Genomic DNA, 17,963 nt, shown 5'->3' with positions numbered 1-17,963 from the left:
TCCTTTTAGGGTAATTGATGTCCAGCGGCAAGGTATAGGTTATACCACTCTTGATTAGTTAACTGAATGTCAGCACCTTTTGCGCTATCAGCAATGTGTTGTGGATTCATTGTTCCCATCACCATCTGAATTTGAGCAGGGTGTTTAAGAATCCAAGCAGCTGCAATTGCATTTTTACCGACATTATACTTATTAGCTAACTTGGCTAAAGTGGTATTTAGTTCGGGATAATTAGGATTATCGATAAAGGTTCCTTCAAAGTTTCCATACTGGAATGGTGACCAAGCTTGGATGGTAACATGGTATTGGCGACAATATTCAAGAATTTCACCATCATGGTTAGTACCATCTTTATCACTAATGTTAGTATGGATGCCGAAGTCGATCATTCCGGTATGCATCAGACCAAACTGCAATTGGTTAAACATCAATCGTTGACTAACGATATTTTGAACCATCGCAAATTGTTGCGGGTTAAAGTTCGAAACACCAAAGAAGCGGACCTTGCCACTAGCTTGTAAAATATCAAATGCTTCACGGATCCCTTCTAAATCCATTAATGGATCAGGACGGTGTAAGAGGAGACTATCAAGATAATCGGTTTTCATTCGGGAAAGAATACCATCAACTGCTTCTAAGATATGTTGTTTGGTAAACTCGTACCGACTTCCAAAAACAAAACTTCCGTGGCTGCGTGCGGGATCAATAATAATACCTGCTTTGGATTGGATAAAGAGCTCTTCACGTTTTGTGTTCGAAAGTTTCAATGCTTTGCTAAAAACTTCTTCCGACTTTCCTTGACCGTAAATATCTGCGGAATCGATAAAATTAATGCCGTTTTCGTAAGCAGCATCAATTGCTTTCGCTGCATCAGTGGGGGATTTTGCTTCCATTCGCATAATTCCTAGAGCCATTGCTGGAATTTGAAGCGAAGTAGTGCCTAAATTAATTTGTTTCATAAAAAAACCGTCCCTTCAGTAAAATCAATGTTAATCATTGTCTTAATGATAACGAGACTAGATCTTACCGACAAGACGGCACATTTTATTTCCCAGGTTACATTGAAGTATCCTCGTCGTCTGCTTGCCAATCACCTAAATGGTCTTCAGCAAACATTTCGTATAGTTTATGTAACCGAGCTTGTTTAATTTTTGTAGTTTCTTTGTTATATGTACAAGTAGTATGTTTTACCTGATAATCTTGTGAATTAAGGTATCCCCAAGCACACATTACATCTAACAAGGGAAAGAGGGAACGACCATGATTAGTAATGGAATATTCAACTTGAACTGGAACTGTAGGAATAACAGTTCGTTTAATAATTCCATCATGTTCTAATTCGCGTAATTGGGTAGTTAAAGTCTTCTTAGGGGCTAACTCTAGGTAGTGAAGGATTTCGCTATATCTTTTTGTGCCATTTTTTTCTAAGTAATGGAGAATCAAGGGTTTCCACTTACCACCAATTACATTAAGTGTTATCTGGATTTCACTAAGAACCTCTTTTTCTGCCATGATTAAAACTCCTTTTTTGTATAAAAAAAGAGATTGAGAAAATAAATCTCAATCTCTGTAAACCTCTGATGGGCAGTCAGGGGATCGAACCCTGGACCCACGGATTAAGAGTCCGTTGCTCTGCCAGCTGAGCTAACTGCCCATATATCTTGTTCAATCAGAACATATATAAATGTATCATCATTCTTTAATACTGTCAATAATTTATTGGAATTTAAATTGATCTTTTACTGATGTGGTATAATGTTAAAAGAGTAATTGGGCGATCTATTAGTGAATTTTCGCCCTTTTAGTGGATTAATTAAAATCATAAACAAAACTGAAAATTACTAGATTTTCAGTCCTTAATAACAATAATAATCAACTGTACCTATGTGGAGGTAAGTATTGATATGGCAAAAAAAATCTTAGTTGTTGATGATGAAAAGCCAATTTCAGATATTATCAAATTTAATCTTGAAAAAGAAGGCTATGAAGTCGTTGTTGCCTTTGATGGGGAAGAAGCCCTAGAAAAAGTTGAAGGTGAAAAACCTGATTTAATTATTTTAGATTTAATGCTGCCTAAGATTGACGGCCTTGAAGTAGCTAAGCGAGTACGGGCAAAACACACTACTCCAATTATTATGGTTACTGCCAAGGATTCCGAATTAGATAAGGTCCTTGGCCTAGAACTTGGTGCTGATGATTATGTTACTAAACCATTTTCTAATCGTGAATTAGTTGCTCGGGTAAAAGCCAATCTTCGTCGGCAAGCGGCAGTTAAGGCACCCGCTGAAGAAGATAATAATACTGATATTCAAGTTGGTGACTTAGTAATTCACCCAGAAGCATATACAGTTTCAAAACGTGGTGAGAATATCAATTTGACTCATCGTGAATTCGAGCTTCTTCACTACCTTGCAGAACATATTGGGCAAGTAATTAATCGTGAGCATCTATTACAGACAGTGTGGGGATACGATTACTTTGGTGATGTGCGGACTGTTGATGTTACGGTTCGGCGATTACGGGAAAAGATTGAAGATAACCCAAGTCATCCTCAATGGTTAATTACCCGTCGTGGTGTTGGTTACTACTTAGCAAATCCTGATCAAAATTAGAGGCTAGCCAGTTGTGAACAGCAAATTAAAATTTTATCAGTCAATCAAATTTAAAATCGCCCTCGTTTTCGCGTTAATGTTAATGTTAACGTTGGAATGCGTTGGGGCGGTTTTTGTGCGTCAATTGGAACATCAGAATTTAAATACGTTTAAACAAACAATTGAGCTTCCTTCTTACGTGGATAATTCGTTAAGTGAACAGTTAGTAAATACTAACCATAAGAAGGCTAATCAAAATATCCGGAAAATTTTGGCTGAAGTTAACAATAACAATATCTCAGAAATTCGGGTAATTGATAGTCAAGGCGTCGTTCGCGGAACCAGTAATTTCGATAATCGAAATATGATTGGTCAAAAAACTACCGAGCAAATGGTAAAGGCAACGCTGGTTAATAACCGTTCTCACACCGAAAACGTCTATGATAATAGCAACCATACACGTTACTACGTTAATATTATTCCGTTAGTAGACAACAGTAATAATAACGTAGTTGGGGTTGTCTACCTTCGTGCCAGCTTAGAGAGTGTTTACTCAAATATTAACAGCATCACTTTAATTTACCTTTCTGCAGCGTTGATCACGATCGTAATCGGACTATTGCTAGCAATTATTATTTCCCAGGAAATAACTCGACCGATTGAAGAAATGCGGAAACAAACTCTTCGAATTGCTCGTGGTGATTTTTCAGGGCAAGTTCGGGTAATGGGAAACGATGAATTAGGTCAATTAGCTGGGGCAGTTAATAACCTCTCAGTTCGGGTTGAAGAGGCACAGGAGTCAAGTGATTCTGAGCGGCGGCGGTTGGATAGCGTTCTATCACACATGTCTGATGGTGTTTTAGCAACGGACCGGCGAGGCAACGTAACGATTGTTAACAATATGGCACTCCAGTTATTAGGGGTAGAACATGAAGATGAGCTAATCGGAAAATCAATTATTGATGTTCTTGATATTCGTCACGATTATACTGTTCGGCAGCTTGTTAATAGCGAACAGAAAGAAATGATTCTTGATATGTCAAATTCAGGAAGTAATTTGATATTGAATGCTTACTTCTCACCAATTCAGCGAGAATCCGGATTTGTTAGCGGACTAGTCTGTGTTCTTCACGACGTTACTAGTCAGCAAAAAGAGGAACAGGAGCGAAAAGAATTCGTTTCTAATGTTTCCCATGAATTACGGACGCCATTAACCAGTGTTAAGAGTTATGTTGAAGCATTGAGTGACGGTGCGTGGCAAGATAAAGAAATTGCGCCCCAATTTTTAAAGGTTGTTCAGGATGAAACTGAACGAATGATTCGGATGATTAACGACCTACTGAGCCTTTCACGGATGGATGCCGGTACCACAAAGTTAAACCTCGAGTACGTTAATATTAATGAGCTTTTTAACTATATTCTGAATCGGTTCGATATGATTATTAAGAAGGAAGAGGACCCGAAAAAGAAAAAGTACACGATCGAACGCTTCTTTACCAAGAAGGATCTATGGGTTGAAATTGATACCGATAAGTTTACCCAAGTTATTGATAATATCATGAATAATGCGATTAAGTATTCTCCAGATGGTGGTGTAATTACTGCCCGGTTACTAGAAACGCACAACCATGTTATTATGAGTATTTCTGACCAGGGCCTTGGAATCCCACGAAAGGATTTAGGCCATATCTTTGACCGCTTCTTCCGGGTTGATAAGGCACGAAGCCGAAAACAGGGAGGTACAGGGCTTGGCCTTGCCATCTCCAAAGAGGTTGTAAACATGCTCGGTGGTCAGATTTGGGTTGATAGTGTTGAAGGTAAAGGTTCAACTTTCTACATTTCCTTGCCATACGTACCATATGAAGAGGGGGACGAGTGGGATGATCAAAAAGATCAAAACTAATTGGTTAGCCATTGCGTTAACCATTGTAGTAGTAATTAGTTTATTCTTAACTGCTGCAATCTGGTCTAACCCTATACAATACGAGCGAACAAGAGATAGTTCGAACTCACGGAGCCTCAATACAACCCAGTCAATCGGTGATCTATATTTACCGACTCAAGTAGTACACGTTGATGCTAACCAGCAACAATTTTTACTATATAGCTCACGGAAAAACTTAATTACGACTATTCGACACCAATTACGTAGTTATCAGTTGGGACGTGCTAGTTTGGTAAAAAGTGATAATAGCGACGTTTATCTTAGCTATCTTCACCAGCCTAATTCGCTAATGGTAAGTTATCCAGATAGTATTACTGGAACAATTTTTAACGAAACCTTTTCGCAGTCGATTGATACTAGTCGGGTTAAGCAGATTGACCATATTTTAATTCCATTAAATAATCCACGGAATATTTATTTACTAAATGATCGTGGTTATAAAATCTACCGGGCACGGATTAGTCAGGCAAAGAAAAATAGTAGTTTAACTTCCTTAATTAGGGGGACGTCAAAGGTAGAAGTTGATCATAAGATCATTCACGGTCAAACGATGCTTCTTTACCCAAAGAGTTTTACGTTACCGGTTTTTGGCTACCAGGTAACAGCGCAAAATATTGATACCTTAAGTCAAAATCTTATTAGTACGAATAAGCAGTCTTCAATTACAACTGAACATAAGGGAAACACAACTGTTTATCGTGATGGCGAAAATAAACGGGTAATTTATAATCACCAAAATGGTACTGTCCGTTATGAGAACTACGTAAGCCATGATGATGTGCCAAAATCTAGTCAGCTATATAGTTATTTCTTTAATCGAATTGCTAAAACCGGAATTCCAATGGATAATCTTCGCTATGATGGAATTAGTGATCACCAGCGGACCATTAATTACCGGAGTTATGTCGAAGGATTTCCAATTTTTAACTCTGCTGGGTATGGTGATATTCGGATGTCATCAAAGGTTAACGGAATGAACAAAACCTGGTTGAGTTTATACAGCATTCAAGTTCCATTGCCGATTAACCATAAGCCGGTTCGTCTTCCTTCAACGACGACGGTCTTTAAGCAGCTTCGGGCAAGTAACCGGCTTAAGGATATTAAAGGAATCAGGGTTGGTTACCTTTGGAAAGAAAATACAAGTGATAACAGTACTGTTAAATTAACGCCAACCTACTTTGTTGACTATCATGGACAGTGGGTTGACTACACCGAATTACAGAAGTAAGGGGGCATTGGAAAATGGACTTTAAACGAATTCAATGGATCTTTTTCTTTGCTTTCTTGCTCTTTGATGTAATTATTGCGAGTTCATTATTGGTTGAAAACCGCTTCATCGTAACGAATAATCAAAGCAGTCGCTCATCTGTAATCTTGAAGGAAATGAAAGATGATTCGATTAGTTATGGAAAAATAAATGGCGGTCAGCAAAAAGGGTACTACCTTTCAGGCTACCGTTCTACTGAAGATGGTGCGTTAGATGCTGCATCAACCCGTCTTCATAACCAAGAAACACACTTTTCAAGCAATACCTTGACGAGTGAATTTAATGATCCAATTAACGTCAATATTGAAACACCTAATGTTCGGTTAAATGAGCTAGTTCATAACAGCCATCAGATAGCATTAGGGAAGCATTACCAATACAACCCAAACCTTTCAACAAAACGGGTAATTGTTTACACACAGATGGTTGAAGGACGGCCGGTAATGAATAATGATGGACAAATTCGCTTTCGAGTAAATTCGAATCATGAAGTAACGAGCTATACGCAGACCTTTTTGGAGGGCGTACGGATTCTTCGCCCAGAGACTGCCACGATTAGTCAAAAACGAGCTGTTGTTTGGCTGTACAAACATAATCAGATTCCAAATAATTCACGAATTCGGTGGGTTCAGTTAGGGTATTCAAGATTACTAAGTACAAATACTAACAACCGGAATGTTTATATTCCAACCTGGGTTGCGGAGATTAAAACGAAGAACTCGGGGGCAGTTGAGCGAATCTCAATTAATGCTTTTAACAGTACCATAATGAAAAATACAACTACTAGTGTTAATACTGAAGCACTAAATCAGAAGTAAAGGAGTAATCTGAGGTGACAGAACAGGACCCATTACGTTACAGTATTTTAGCGAGTGGGAGTACAGGGAATGTAACTTACTTGGAAACCAATGAGCACCGAATCTTGATTGATGCCGGATTAAGTGGCAAACGAATCGAAAATTTAATGGCGAAGATTGATCGGTCACTAACAGATGTTGATGCTATTTTTGTAACGCATGAACATACCGACCACTGTCATGGAGTTGGAGTGCTTGCCCGGCGTTATGGAATGGATATCTATGCAAACCAGGGAACTTGGGATGCAATGGCCAATAAAATTGGTAAAGTTCCGTTAGAACAAAAGCATATTATTGCACCAAATAGTGTTAAGGATCTAGGAGACATTGACGTTGAAAGTTTTGCTGTTTCTCATGATGCAGCGGAACCTCAATTCTATCAGGTTCACCATAATCACAAGACCTTTTGTATCATTACGGATACTGGTTATGTTTCTGACCGGGTTGAGGGGACGATTCGAAATGCAGATGCCTACCTAATGGAGTGTAATCATGATACGGAAATGCTACGGATGGGTCCATATTCTTGGCCGTTAAAACAACGGATCCTAAGCGATACGGGACATCTTTCTAATGAAGAGGGAGCGGATGCATTGATGGACGTCCTTGGCTCGCGGACTAAGCGCATCTTCTTAGGTCACCGGAGTCAGCATAATAATATGCGTTCGTTAGCTCACCTGACCGTGGCAACAATGATGGAGAGACATGATTTTGGTGTTAACCATGATTTCCAACTTGTGGATGCAGAGCCAGATAAGCCAAGCAAACTTTTAACAGTGTAATAGTCATCAAAAGACAGATGAAATTTCAAGCTTTTTTCATAATTTAACGATATATTGAACTTGATAATTATGAGATTGGGGGAGTTATTCGATGAGTGACCAAAAACCGCGAGATACCAAAAATAAATTTTGGCTAAAGGTGGCTGGAGTTGGCCTTGTCGCTGGTTTAATCGGTGGCGGGCTTTCGCTAGGAATTGGTAATGTGATTGAAAATCATGTTCAAACTTCTAGTACGAACGTTCCTGCAGGATCAAACAAGTCTGGAGGAACCAAAGTAAATAAAAATAAAGCGAACTTAAGCAACCAAGCGACGAAGGCTTATGATTCTACAAAGGATGCTGTTGTAAGTGTTATTAATAAACAGGAAGTTCAGTCATCCAATCAAGGAATTATGGGGATGTTTGGTGGTCAAACTAGCGGTGACTCTTCTAATTCAGATAGTTCACAAAACTCTGGTAAACTCCAGACAGCCAGCGAAGGATCCGGGGTAATTTATAAGAAGAGCGGTAATTCTGCCTATATTGTTACTAATAACCATGTTGTTAAGGGCTCAAATGCTTTGCAAGTAATTCTAAGTAATGGTCGCAAGGTAAATGCTAGTCTTGTTGGTTCAGATTCTGCGACTGATTTAGCAGTTTTAAAGATAAACTCAGCTAACGTTAAAACGGTTGCTGAATTTGGAAACTCAAACTCAATTGCGGCTGGTCAAGACGTCTTAGCAATTGGTTCACCAATGGGTAGTGAATATGCTAATACCGTGACTAAGGGGATTATTTCTGCAAAGAGTCGGACGCTAAAGAGTGGTACAGATGGGACGTTAACTTCTGTTATTCAAACTGATGCAGCAATTAATTCAGGTAATTCTGGTGGTCCGTTAATTAACATGGCTGGTCAAGTAATCGGGATTAACTCAATGAAGTTAGCCGGGAGTAGTGATGGTTCTTCCGTTGAGGGGATGGGCTTTGCTATTCCAAGTAACGAAGTAGTTAAGATTATTAACCAGTTAATTAAGGACGGTAAGATTTCTCGGCCGTCACTGGGGATTAGTATGATTGACTTAAGTCGGGTAACAACTGATCAGCAGCAGTCGGTTCTTAAATTACCATCAAATATTACTAAGGGTGTTGTTATCATGGATGTTCAGAGTGGCTCAAATGCGCAAACAGCGGGCCTTGAACAGTATGATGTTATTACCAAACTTGGCGATACTAAGATTACTAATACTAGTTCACTGAAGTCAGCACTATATAAGTATAAAGTTGGCGATACGACTAAGGTAACTTATTACCGTGATGGTCAGTCCCATACAGCAACATTGAAGCTGGCAAAATAAATTAAGTATAAAGCAGGAGAAAAGACGGTTCGTTTTCATCCTGCTTTTTTATTGAAAATTGAAGTAGGTTGTCCCTAATGTTATTTGCATTATAATAAAACCATTAATAAAAGTGGGGAGAAATGACGATGAATAATCCTAAATTTAAGTATCCTGATACTAAGGCCTATGATTTTGTAGTAGACCGGCTTGCAAAGCGTGGGGTAACCCAATCAGATTTGGCAAAGATTGTTTATGAAACTCAGCGTCAGTATGAACCTGAAGTTACACTGAAAGAGTGTGAAGATGCTGTTGTTGACGTTATGCATAAGCGAGAACTAATGAATAACGCAATGGTAATGTTGGAATTAGATCGGTTAACAGAAGAAGGACAAGTCGATGAGCCACTTGCTTCAATTATTAAAAATGATGCTGGAGTATTTGGAGTAGACGAAACAATCGCTCTTCAAATTGCAACGATTTATGGAACAATTGGAACAACAAACTTTGGCTATTTTGACCGGGTTAAGTCTGGAATCATGAAGAAGTTCGACACATCGGATTTGCATGTTAATACTTTTATTGATGATCTGCTTTCAGCAATCGTAGCAGCAGTTTGTGGAAAGATTGCTCACAAGTATGCTTAACCTAAAGAAATAACGAATGATAGAACTATTCAGCTAGTTAAACATTCAGCTAACCACGGATCGTGATTTAGGAACCACGATCCGTGTTATTTTTTAACCAAAATTGGCTGTGAATTAGCTTGTGGAAAAGTTAGTGGAAAAATCCGTGAAATTATTTTACTATTGTAAAAGTGCTTTGATAACGGTCATTAACAGGTGTGCAAAACTTATCCACAAGCGAGAGATTGTGTTGTGGATAAGTGGATTAACTAAGAATCATCCAGATTAGATCGTTGTCATATCAGGCGGTTTGAGCGTTACTAACGAACGGTTGTTTTTGTTGATAACTGTGGATAAGTAAAAAATCGGTAAGCGCATTCACACTAATTTTTCTACCGAACATTCGGAAAAAAGGAAACTATAATCAATTACCTGTGGATAACTCTGTGGATAAAATGTTGAAAGTGGTGGATAAGTTGAATATTAAAATTATTGGTGTTGGTAAATTAAAAGAAAAGTATTTTAAAGCAGGAATTGCGGAATACTCAAAGCGACTTGGGCGTTTTTGTAAATTCCAAATTGTCGAAGTTCCGGATGAAAAGGCACCAGAGTCACTGAGTCAAGCAGAAATGGCTGAAGTAATGGCGAAGGAAGGCGAACGAATTCTGGAGAAAATTAAGGATAAGGAATATGTTTATGCTTTAGCAATAAAGGGAAAGGAACGGACTTCAGAAGAATTTGCTAAGGAGATTAACCAATTAACCACGTATGGTCATAGTGATATTACCTTTGTGATTGGTGGTTCTTTAGGTCTTAGTCCAGAAGTTTTAAAACGTGCAAATACTCAAATTTCATTTGGTCGCTTTACCCTGCCTCACCAGTTAATGCGGCTAGTATTAACTGAGCAAGTTTACCGGGCATTTACCATTATTAATGGGCTACCTTATCATAAATAATAATAAAGTTCACAAACGATCAATCTTTCGTTTGTGAACTTTCTTTGATCAAATCCTTAAGAAATATTATGATCCAACTTAATAATATTTCCCTTGTGATGACGCTATAGTAATATATTACATAGAGATTACAAGGATATTACAATAATGTATCTAAAAGCGGATAAAGATAGGTTTAACCCCCTATGAAATAGTGCGGATAGATAGGAAGTAACTTTGTAATAATGCTACTTTTTATTACTAACTCACAGGAGGATTAACACATGTTATCAAAGAAAAATATACAAATGATGATTCGCAAAGGTCAACCGCAAAAACAGCGGTTTGGTCTTCGAAAATTAAGCATTGGTGTAGCTTCCGTACTTTTAGGATTAACTTTCCTTGGTGCGAGTAGTGCTTCGGCCGATGAAACAGTTAATCAAGGAGAACAAGCGGTTCAAACGGAGCTAGCAACGCCCCAACCAGTAGAAATTACCGGGAATGAAAGTGCGAGGCAATCGGACAATGATGAGGTAGCGAGTAGTAGTACAGCAGAAGCGACACCAGTTTCGGGTGAAGTTACTTCGCAAGTGGTGGCAAACTCAGCAAGTGCAGTACAAGATCAGACGCCACCTAGTACACAACCAGTAACCAGCGCTACTCCAGAAATTATGGGGGGGGACGGTAGGCTCAACTAGCGACCCTGCTTCAGATATTCCACAACAGAATGGGGTAGAAATTAAGTTCCATGATCAAGATGACTATAATAATGTCCTTCCTGACTATGTTTATATCCCTGGAAAAAATCCGGGCGATAAAATCACGATGGATGAAATTCTTAATTACCTGCCTGCAGGATTAGAAATCGTGGGTAATCAACCTCAAGAATTTGAAGTGACTGGTGAACCTTTACAAAGTATCTCAGTCTACGTAAGGCACATTATTGAAGAAAAGACAGAAAGTAAAGATGTTGAGCAGATTATCTATGGTCACTATGGGACTAATAAGGAAATCCTCAACCACCAAGTAGTGACGTTTACCAGGGTTGTAAGGTATGACAAGTACACCAACCAATATGTTGTTGTTCAAGACTGGCAACCAAGTCTAACGTTCCAGGACTACACGGTTGTTCCTAAAGATGGTTTTTCAGCTAACCAATCAGTGGTTAAGGGAACAACAGTGAATAGTGATTCTGATACGGTAACGCTCGATGTCATGATGAAGAAAAATGAAGTCAGGACAGAAACAAACACGGTCACCCGGACGATTATTCTGTACTTACCAGATGGAACAACAAGAGAAATTGTGCAGACGGTAGTGTTTAATCGTGATATTATTACTAACCCGTGGACAAATGAGACAACATAGAGTGGACCACGGATAAAGATTCATTTGATAGTTACCAGGCAGGAGAAGTTGACGGGGTAATGCCAGACCGGACAAAGCTCAGTCAAGTTACAGTTAAGCCAGGAACTAATAGTTGGGTTGAAGAAATTAGGTACCCTCAAAATGAAGTAACAACGGGGACTCGTGATGTCGCACGGACAATCAAACTAATCTTACCAGATGGTAGTATCAAATATATTCGCCAAACAGTAACGTTTACTCGGCAAGTGACTACGAAGGCGAATGGGGAAGTCGTTTATGGCGAATGGGATCAACCAGGAAAGATGCTTAGTAGCTATTCACCGGAAGAGATTGATGGTTACAAACCAGGTGTAGAATATATTCCGAATGTAGTAGTTAACCCTGAAACTAAGGACTTTGAAGTTGAAGTTCGTTATGAGGCAGCGTACTCAATTACAACTGAAGAAAAGGTAATTAATCGGGTAATCTACCTCCATCACCCGAACGGGACGGTTGAACCAATTAAACACTCAGTAACGGTAACTCGCGAAGTAAGAACAAATTTACAAACGGGTGAAAACGAGTACGGCGATTGGACAAGGGCTCACTTTGCAGAGTTTATTGTGCCAATGGTTGAGGGACATATTCCAGACATTGAAAAGATTGCGCTGATGGAAGTTAATGGGGAAACAGAGGATCAGATCCACCACGTTAACTACCTTGCCCACCAAGTTGATGCTGATACTAAAACGGTTAACCGGGTGATTAAGGTTACAATGCCGGATGGAACCGTAACATTTGTTAAACATACTACTAAGCACCCAGTAAACGGTGAAATTATTAGTGAAACTGAATGGCAAGTTGTTGATGGGAATGGAACATGGGCTGAATTTATCCCAGAAAAGATTGATGGTTACACACCAAGTCAGGAAAAGGTGGAAGCCGTAACACCGGATGTTAATACTGAGAATGTGTTGGTAGAAATTAGCTACAAGCAAAATGAAAAGCCAACAGAACCGAACACACCAGTAGAACCGGACAAACCAATTACTCCTGATAAGCCGATGGATCCAGATAAACCGGTTAGTCCTGAGCAGCCAGACACTTCAGATGGACCAGTAGACTCAGACAAGCCAGCAGGATCCGACGAGCTAACTGGTCCAGGCAACTCCGGTCAGCAAGGGAACGAAAATTCAGCTTCTGCAACTACTAATGCGGCAAAAGCAGCAGCGACAGCAACTGTTCAGTTAACTTCCGCAACAATAGTTGAACAAGCTGACGTAAAAGAAGTTGAGAATAATGCTAAAAAGACAAGTCAGAATAACCAGCAGTTACCACAAACTGGCGAAAAGCAGAGTTCCGGACTAATTACTGGAACAATGCTCGTCTTGGTAACCCTCTTTCTCCAATTACTAGCATTTGGCTTAGTGAAAAAGAAGGGAAAGACTGAATAGTAAAAGAATAGGGCTAGGAATTAACTTTCCAGCCCCATTCTTTTGTTTTAAAGGCTAAATATAGTTATGATGGAGGCGAAGACAATTGATGGGAGTGATTTCAATGAAAAAGGTTGGAATAGTTGTTGGTAGTACACGTCCTGGTCGGCGGAGCAAGCAAGTTGCTGATTGGTTACAGAAACAATTAGCGGTAAGCACAAAGCTGGAATTTAATGAAATTGACTTAAGAGCAATCGACTTACCATTTTTAGATGAAAGTAAAATTCCGGCACTCGGTCAGTATGAACATAGCTATACACGTGAATGGAGTAACTTGATATCGAGTTATGATGGCCTAATCTTTGTCTTCCCGCAATATAATTGGGGCTACCCAGCAGTGCTCAAGAATGCACTTGACTACTTGGCAAACGAGTGGAAGAATAAGCCAGTCAGTTTAGTAACGTTTGGCGCTCACGGTGGAGCTCAAGCACAGATAGCAATGCGACTAGTGATTACCGGGTTTCACATGAAACAATTGGCAATTAACCCGCAATTAAAGATTAGCCCATCCGATTCAGTTGCGGAGGTTGATCGAATTCTCCATACTTATGATCCGGTTGCTCAATTATTACGGGCAGAATTTGAAAAGGATTTAACAAAAAAGGCGGAATAAATAAGCCCAAAATTCTTGTAATAAAACAAATGAGGTGATATGTCTATATTCTCATTGTTATTAGGCAATTCTAATTTGCAATGATCTTCACAATGATTCATAATGTAAGTGCATACAATCAATCTAAGGAGGCTATTGCAATGAATAGACAATTTGACTTTCTGATGCCTAGTGTTAATTTCTTTGGCCCAGGTGTAATTGAAAAGATTGGTGATCGTGCTAAGATGCTGGGGATGCATAAGGTACTGGTTGTTACCCAAGATAACTTGGCTGCGATCGATAATGGACCAGTTAAACAAACTCTAGCATCATTAGAAAAAGCTGGTGTCGACTACGCTGTCTTCACTGGTGTAGAACCTAACCCAAAGATTCGGAACATCAAGGCTGGTAAGAAGATGTACGAAGATGAAGGTTGTGACTCAATCATCACTGTTGGTGGTGGATCAGCTCACGACTGTGGTAAGGGAATCGGAATTATTTTGACTAACGGTGACGATATCACTAAGCTAGCCGGAATTGAAACCTTAAAGAAACCACTACCACCACTAATGGCTGTTAATACTACTGCCGGAACTGGTTCAGAATTAACCCGTCACGCGGTTATTACTAATGAAAAGGATCACTTGAAGTTCGTTGTTGTTTCATGGCGTAACATTCCATTGGTATCATTTAATGATCCAATGCTGATGCTGGATGTTCCTCAATCAGTTACCGCTGCTACTGGTTGTGATGCCTTTGTCCAAGCAATCGAACCATACGTTTCAGTTGATCACAACCCAATTACTGACAGTCAATGTAAGGAAGCAATTCAATTAATCCAAACTGCATTGCCTGAAGCAGTTGCTAATGGTCATAACATTGAAGCACGGACAAAGATGGTTGAAGCAGAAATGCTTGCCGGAATGGCATTTAACAACGCTAACTTAGGTTATGTTCACGCAATGGCTCACCAACTTGGTGGTCAATATGATGCTCCACACGGTGTTTGCTGTGCATTATTGCTTACTACCGTTGAAGAGTACAACATTATTGCTTGCCCAGAACGGTTTGCAGAATTAGCTGAAATTATGGGTTACGATACAACTGGTTTAACTACCATGCAAGCTGCTCAAAAGTCAATTGACGGAATGAAAGAAATGTGCAAGGCTGTTGGTATTCCAGCATCAATTAAGGAAATTGGTGCTAAGCCAGAAGACTTCCCATTGATGGCTGAAAACGCATTGAAGGATGGTAATGCATTCTCCAACCCACGGAAGGGTACTAAGCAAGAAATAATTGACCTTTACCAAAAGGCTTATGATGGTATCTACTAATAATTAGGTAAGATAACACAACTAAAAACTTAAACAACTCCTAAAAATGGCTTCAGAGTTCGGTAAGACCGAATTTTGAAGCCATTTTACTATCTGTTTCATATGGAACGTTATTTAATAATGTTATTACCACTGACATTTTTGAGATAAATGACGTTTGGTTCAGTGGTATGTTGTTCGAGTGAACCACCGCTACGATGTTTCCGCTTTAACTTATTGTTACCACTCTTGGTAGTAAGTTTCGCACCGTCAATGGTCGATTTAGTAATCGAATTATCCCCACTTTGGTTAGTAACCGAATAATGACCGATAACAGTTAATCGTCGACCATTAAAGTCACCAGATGTTAGCGAAGAGGTTCCCTTGGTTAATGAAACCTTATTTAAGTTAATGTCGCCACTAGTTGAAGTAAGCTTTGTGTTGATAAGTGCCGAGTTCCGAATAGAAATATCCCCGCTGGTAGTGGTAATTTCCCCCTGATCAAACTCGCAATTAAGAACGTTAATATTGCCACCATTACTCTCTAAATTAATTTTTTTGGCAAGAATTCGATTAAGCAGGAGCTCATTATTGACGTGCCCCTCTATGTTAGTAAGATCTGCCTTTTGGGGAATAGTAACAATGCAACGGTCTTCATCAGTATTGTTAAGTAACTGAAATTTAGCCAATTTCGAATGGGTAACTGGTGTCTGGGAGATTTTTAGGACACCATCTTTAACTTGAGCATGAACTGCATGACTTTTATTTCCGTAATAGGAAACGGTAAAGTGGTTTCCCTGCTTAATAATTACGTCAGCTGAACTAGCAGTAACCTTAATTTTATTAAATGACTTTCGGGTAAGAACATCATGATTAGCTGTTGATTCTTCAATTGGGGTCATTGGATCGAATGGTTGTTTATGACCTAAATAAGCGATTCCAGAAATGATTAATCCGCAAACAATAATAATGCTTCCCCACTTAAATGCGCGTTTCATTGTTTATTACTGCCTCCCAATCGCTTTTTAATAGCACTGATTACCCATTTTATTGCTTTGATTAGCCATTTAATGACCCAGACAAGAATAGGAATAATAATAATCAGAAGGCCAAGCTCTATAACTAATAACCCAAAATAGAAGAAACTTGTCCAGATATTGCTTGACCAGTACCCCATCATTTCAACAAGCGCAATGTTAGCGAACGAAAAGCCGGTAATGAGGAAAGAAAGGATAGTTATGATTGCAATAGAAATTGCTGGAAGAATTGCTAGTACACCAACGATTATTAGAATTGCAATCAGAACATCTTTAATGCGCTTGGCATTTTCCGTGTTCATTTTAATTCCTCCCGTAAATTAGAAAATTGGTGCTAGAAGGTGAGAGAATTGTTGCTTAAACTTTAGCCACCGTGATTGTTTTGCAAAGTACTCTTCTGTCATCGGTGTACAGTTAAGCAGGTCATCTTCAAAAATCTTTTTAAGTTCACTGGAGAGCTGTGAATTATAGGTAAAAGCATTTACTTCAAAATTAAGCTTATAGCTTCGGTAGTCCTGGTTAGCTGAACCGACAGATGCAATGTTGGAACCACTAACCATTGTCTTAGCGTGGATAAAGCCGTTATCATAGCGGTAAACCTTAACACCGTTTTGAACAAGATACTTAGCATAGTACTCGGTCATTCGGTAGACAAAGGGATGGTCAGGCATGCATGGGACCATAATTCGAACATCGACACCACTTTTGGCAGCAATGATTAATGCTTCAAGAATTGAATCTTCTGGGATTAAGTAAGGAGATTGGATATAAACATATTTTCGTGCAGTGGCGATAATTCCCTCGTACCCTCGCCGAATTGCGTAATTTTGGTTATCTGGACCAGAGGAGACGATTTGCATCGGGACTTCATTTGGATCGACTGATTGGGGATGCTTAATAGTGAAGTTCTTGAGTTCATCATCAATAGAAAACTTTGGCTTATGGGTTTTGCGGCAGGTAGTGTTCCAATCCATTGCAAAACGAATCTCCATCATGACTGAAGCTTGACCAACCACTCTTAGGTGAGTATCACGCCAGTAACCAAATTTAGGACTATCGCCAAGATACTGATCACCAATATTAAAACCACCAATGTAGCCGATCCTGTGATCAATAATCACTAATTTTCGGTGGAGGTGATAGTTAAGTCGTGGAGAGGTATACCACTTAGATGAACTTGAAATAAATGCTTGAGCTTCACCGCCGAGAGCTTCTAGTGGTTCAAAAAACGATGGCTTGGTTCCACGAGAGCCACTAGCATCATAGAGGACACGAACCTTGACCCCTCGTTTAGCAGCACGAATTAATGCGTCAAGTATTCGTTTGCCAAGGTGATCAGCATAAAAAGTATAGTACTCAACATCAACTATTTTTTTGGCGTGGTTGATATCGTCAATTAGTTGTTCGAACTTAGCATGACCGTCAGTAAAGACTTCAACACGATTATCAAAGGTTAAGAGCGCCTCGTCATTATTAAGGTTTAAATTGGCAAGCATTCGTGCCCGGGGTTTTTGGTTGCTTTGCGGTAATAACTCGTGTTTTTCTAGTAGTTGATGTTGTTTCTTGAGGAAAGAGTTTTGATATTTAGCTTGTTCTTCTTGAATTGTAAAAATATCATCATGTGATAGTTGACGACCAACGAACATGTAAAGAATAAAGCCAACTATGGGAAATACAGATAGGACTAGCAACCATGCCCAAGTAGCAGCAATATCTCGCCTACTCCGAAAAACGGTCCAGATAGCAAATCCAATGTTAATTAGCCATAGTACTTCAATGATGCGCCGGATAATGTCCCAGGTCCAAATCATAATTTCTCTCCTTATTGCTCTTACTACATAATAAAACTATTCTAGCATAATTAAC

General features: G+C 39.3%; 18 protein-coding genes and 1 tRNA gene. 13 read left to right on the top strand and 6 right to left on the bottom strand.

Going from position 1 to position 17,963, the window contains the following annotated elements; translation table 11 throughout:
- Positions 1–5 precede the first annotated feature (5 nt).
- From MR181_RS04990 to MR181_RS04980, 3 genes are all read right to left on the bottom strand, one after another.
- Positions 6–959: an aldo/keto reductase gene (locus MR181_RS04990; RefSeq protein WP_242335592.1), complete on the bottom strand. Its 954-nt coding sequence runs from the start codon at positions 957–959 to the stop codon at positions 6–8.
- A gap of 97 nt (positions 960–1,056) precedes the next feature.
- Positions 1,057–1,512: a winged helix-turn-helix transcriptional regulator gene (locus MR181_RS04985; protein ID WP_242335589.1), complete on the bottom strand. Its 456-nt coding sequence runs from the start codon at positions 1,510–1,512 to the stop codon at positions 1,057–1,059.
- A gap of 69 nt (positions 1,513–1,581) precedes the next feature.
- Positions 1,582–1,654 (bottom strand) — tRNA-Lys (locus MR181_RS04980).
- A 250-nt stretch (positions 1,655–1,904) separates the two neighbouring features.
- Here MR181_RS04980 and yycF point away from each other — a divergent pair.
- The 13 genes from yycF (at position 1,905) to MR181_RS04915 (ending at position 15,081) form a co-directional block, all read left to right on the top strand.
- Complete coding sequence (gene yycF / locus MR181_RS04975; RefSeq protein WP_040530594.1) at positions 1,905–2,612, top strand: response regulator YycF; 708 nt, start codon at positions 1,905–1,907, stop codon at positions 2,610–2,612.
- 13 nt (positions 2,613–2,625) lie between these two features.
- Entirely contained in the window at positions 2,626–4,494 is a 1,869-nt protein-coding gene (gene walK, locus MR181_RS04970; protein WP_191910963.1) for a cell wall metabolism sensor histidine kinase WalK, read from the top strand.
- Positions 4,472–5,764, top strand: a complete 1,293-nt coding sequence (locus MR181_RS04965) for a YycH family regulatory protein (RefSeq protein ID WP_242335586.1) — start codon at positions 4,472–4,474, stop codon at positions 5,762–5,764. The genes walK and MR181_RS04965 overlap by 23 nt, the downstream gene beginning before the upstream one ends.
- Before the next feature lie 14 nt (positions 5,765–5,778).
- On the top strand, positions 5,779–6,621 hold the full coding sequence (locus MR181_RS04960; protein ID WP_191910965.1) for a two-component system regulatory protein YycI: 843 nt from the start codon (positions 5,779–5,781) through the stop codon (positions 6,619–6,621).
- A gap of 14 nt (positions 6,622–6,635) precedes the next feature.
- Entirely contained in the window at positions 6,636–7,442 is an 807-nt protein-coding gene (locus MR181_RS04955; protein WP_242335582.1) for an MBL fold metallo-hydrolase, read from the top strand.
- Positions 7,443–7,533: 91 nt separating this feature from the next.
- Entirely contained in the window at positions 7,534–8,775 is a 1,242-nt protein-coding gene (locus MR181_RS04950) for a S1C family serine protease (RefSeq protein WP_191910967.1), read from the top strand.
- A gap of 128 nt (positions 8,776–8,903) precedes the next feature.
- Complete coding sequence (locus MR181_RS04945; RefSeq protein ID WP_191910968.1) at positions 8,904–9,401, top strand: phosphatidylglycerophosphatase A family protein; 498 nt, start codon at positions 8,904–8,906, stop codon at positions 9,399–9,401.
- A gap of 455 nt (positions 9,402–9,856) precedes the next feature.
- Positions 9,857–10,336 (top strand): 23S rRNA (pseudouridine(1915)-N(3))-methyltransferase RlmH, encoded by a 480-nt coding sequence (gene rlmH / locus MR181_RS04940; protein WP_191910995.1) that lies wholly within the window; start codon positions 9,857–9,859, stop codon positions 10,334–10,336.
- Positions 10,337–10,599: 263 nt separating this feature from the next.
- Positions 10,600–11,013: a YSIRK-type signal peptide-containing protein gene (locus MR181_RS04935; protein WP_242335579.1), complete on the top strand. Its 414-nt coding sequence runs from the start codon at positions 10,600–10,602 to the stop codon at positions 11,011–11,013.
- A 127-nt stretch (positions 11,014–11,140) separates the two neighbouring features.
- Complete coding sequence (locus MR181_RS04930) at positions 11,141–11,683, top strand: mucin-binding protein (RefSeq protein ID WP_242335576.1); 543 nt, start codon at positions 11,141–11,143, stop codon at positions 11,681–11,683.
- Between the two features lie 59 nt (positions 11,684–11,742).
- Entirely contained in the window at positions 11,743–13,116 is a 1,374-nt protein-coding gene (locus MR181_RS04925; protein ID WP_242335573.1) for a mucin-binding protein, read from the top strand.
- A 103-nt stretch (positions 13,117–13,219) separates the two neighbouring features.
- Complete coding sequence (locus MR181_RS04920; protein WP_242335570.1) at positions 13,220–13,768, top strand: NADPH-dependent FMN reductase; 549 nt, start codon at positions 13,220–13,222, stop codon at positions 13,766–13,768.
- Positions 13,769–13,908: 140 nt separating this feature from the next.
- Positions 13,909–15,081 (top strand): iron-containing alcohol dehydrogenase, encoded by a 1,173-nt coding sequence (locus MR181_RS04915; protein WP_242335568.1) that lies wholly within the window; start codon positions 13,909–13,911, stop codon positions 15,079–15,081.
- 110 nt (positions 15,082–15,191) lie between these two features.
- Here MR181_RS04915 and MR181_RS04910 read toward each other — a convergent pair whose 3' ends face one another.
- From MR181_RS04910 to cls, 3 genes are read right to left on the bottom strand one after another with little or no spacing between them, the layout of a single operon-like run.
- Entirely contained in the window at positions 15,192–16,058 is an 867-nt protein-coding gene (locus tag MR181_RS04910; protein WP_242335565.1) for a DUF4097 family beta strand repeat-containing protein, read from the bottom strand.
- The gene (locus MR181_RS04905; RefSeq protein ID WP_242335561.1) at positions 16,055–16,399 is read right to left on the bottom strand and encodes a hypothetical protein; all 345 of its coding nucleotides are present in this window, start codon (positions 16,397–16,399) and stop codon (positions 16,055–16,057) included. Before MR181_RS04905 ends, MR181_RS04910 begins: the two co-directional genes overlap by 4 nt.
- An 18-nt stretch (positions 16,400–16,417) precedes the next feature.
- Positions 16,418–17,908 (bottom strand): cardiolipin synthase, encoded by a 1,491-nt coding sequence (cls, locus tag MR181_RS04900; RefSeq protein WP_242335558.1) that lies wholly within the window; start codon positions 17,906–17,908, stop codon positions 16,418–16,420.
- Between the last annotated feature and the right edge of the window lie 55 nt (positions 17,909–17,963).

This window comes from Limosilactobacillus urinaemulieris, assembly GCF_932750685.1.
In the GTDB taxonomy this organism is placed as follows: domain Bacteria; phylum Bacillota; class Bacilli; order Lactobacillales; family Lactobacillaceae; genus Limosilactobacillus; species Limosilactobacillus urinaemulieris.
This window is presented reverse-complemented; position numbering and strand designations above follow the sequence as displayed.

Coding starts and splice junctions, on each gene's coding strand:
- MR181_RS04905 (WP_242335561.1), bottom strand. CDS start 16,399: ATGAACACGGAAAATGCCAAGCGCATTAAAGATGTTCTGATTGCAATT.
- MR181_RS04935 (WP_242335579.1), top strand. CDS start 10,600: ATGTTATCAAAGAAAAATATACAAATGATGATTCGCAAAGGTCAACCG.
- cls (WP_242335558.1), bottom strand. CDS start 17,908: ATGATTTGGACCTGGGACATTATCCGGCGCATCATTGAAGTACTATGG.
- MR181_RS04950 (WP_191910967.1), top strand. CDS start 7,534: ATGAGTGACCAAAAACCGCGAGATACCAAAAATAAATTTTGGCTAAAG.
- MR181_RS04920 (WP_242335570.1), top strand. CDS start 13,220: ATGAAAAAGGTTGGAATAGTTGTTGGTAGTACACGTCCTGGTCGGCGG.
- MR181_RS04990 (WP_242335592.1), bottom strand. CDS start 959: ATGAAACAAATTAATTTAGGCACTACTTCGCTTCAAATTCCAGCAATG.
- yycF (WP_040530594.1), top strand. CDS start 1,905: ATGGCAAAAAAAATCTTAGTTGTTGATGATGAAAAGCCAATTTCAGAT.
- MR181_RS04925 (WP_242335573.1), top strand. CDS start 11,743: ATGCCAGACCGGACAAAGCTCAGTCAAGTTACAGTTAAGCCAGGAACT.
- MR181_RS04945 (WP_191910968.1), top strand. CDS start 8,904: ATGAATAATCCTAAATTTAAGTATCCTGATACTAAGGCCTATGATTTT.
- MR181_RS04915 (WP_242335568.1), top strand. CDS start 13,909: ATGAATAGACAATTTGACTTTCTGATGCCTAGTGTTAATTTCTTTGGC.
- MR181_RS04960 (WP_191910965.1), top strand. CDS start 5,779: ATGGACTTTAAACGAATTCAATGGATCTTTTTCTTTGCTTTCTTGCTC.
- MR181_RS04965 (WP_242335586.1), top strand. CDS start 4,472: ATGATCAAAAAGATCAAAACTAATTGGTTAGCCATTGCGTTAACCATT.
- MR181_RS04910 (WP_242335565.1), bottom strand. CDS start 16,058: ATGAAACGCGCATTTAAGTGGGGAAGCATTATTATTGTTTGCGGATTA.
- MR181_RS04930 (WP_242335576.1), top strand. CDS start 11,141: ATGGATGAAATTCTTAATTACCTGCCTGCAGGATTAGAAATCGTGGGT.
- MR181_RS04985 (WP_242335589.1), bottom strand. CDS start 1,512: ATGGCAGAAAAAGAGGTTCTTAGTGAAATCCAGATAACACTTAATGTA.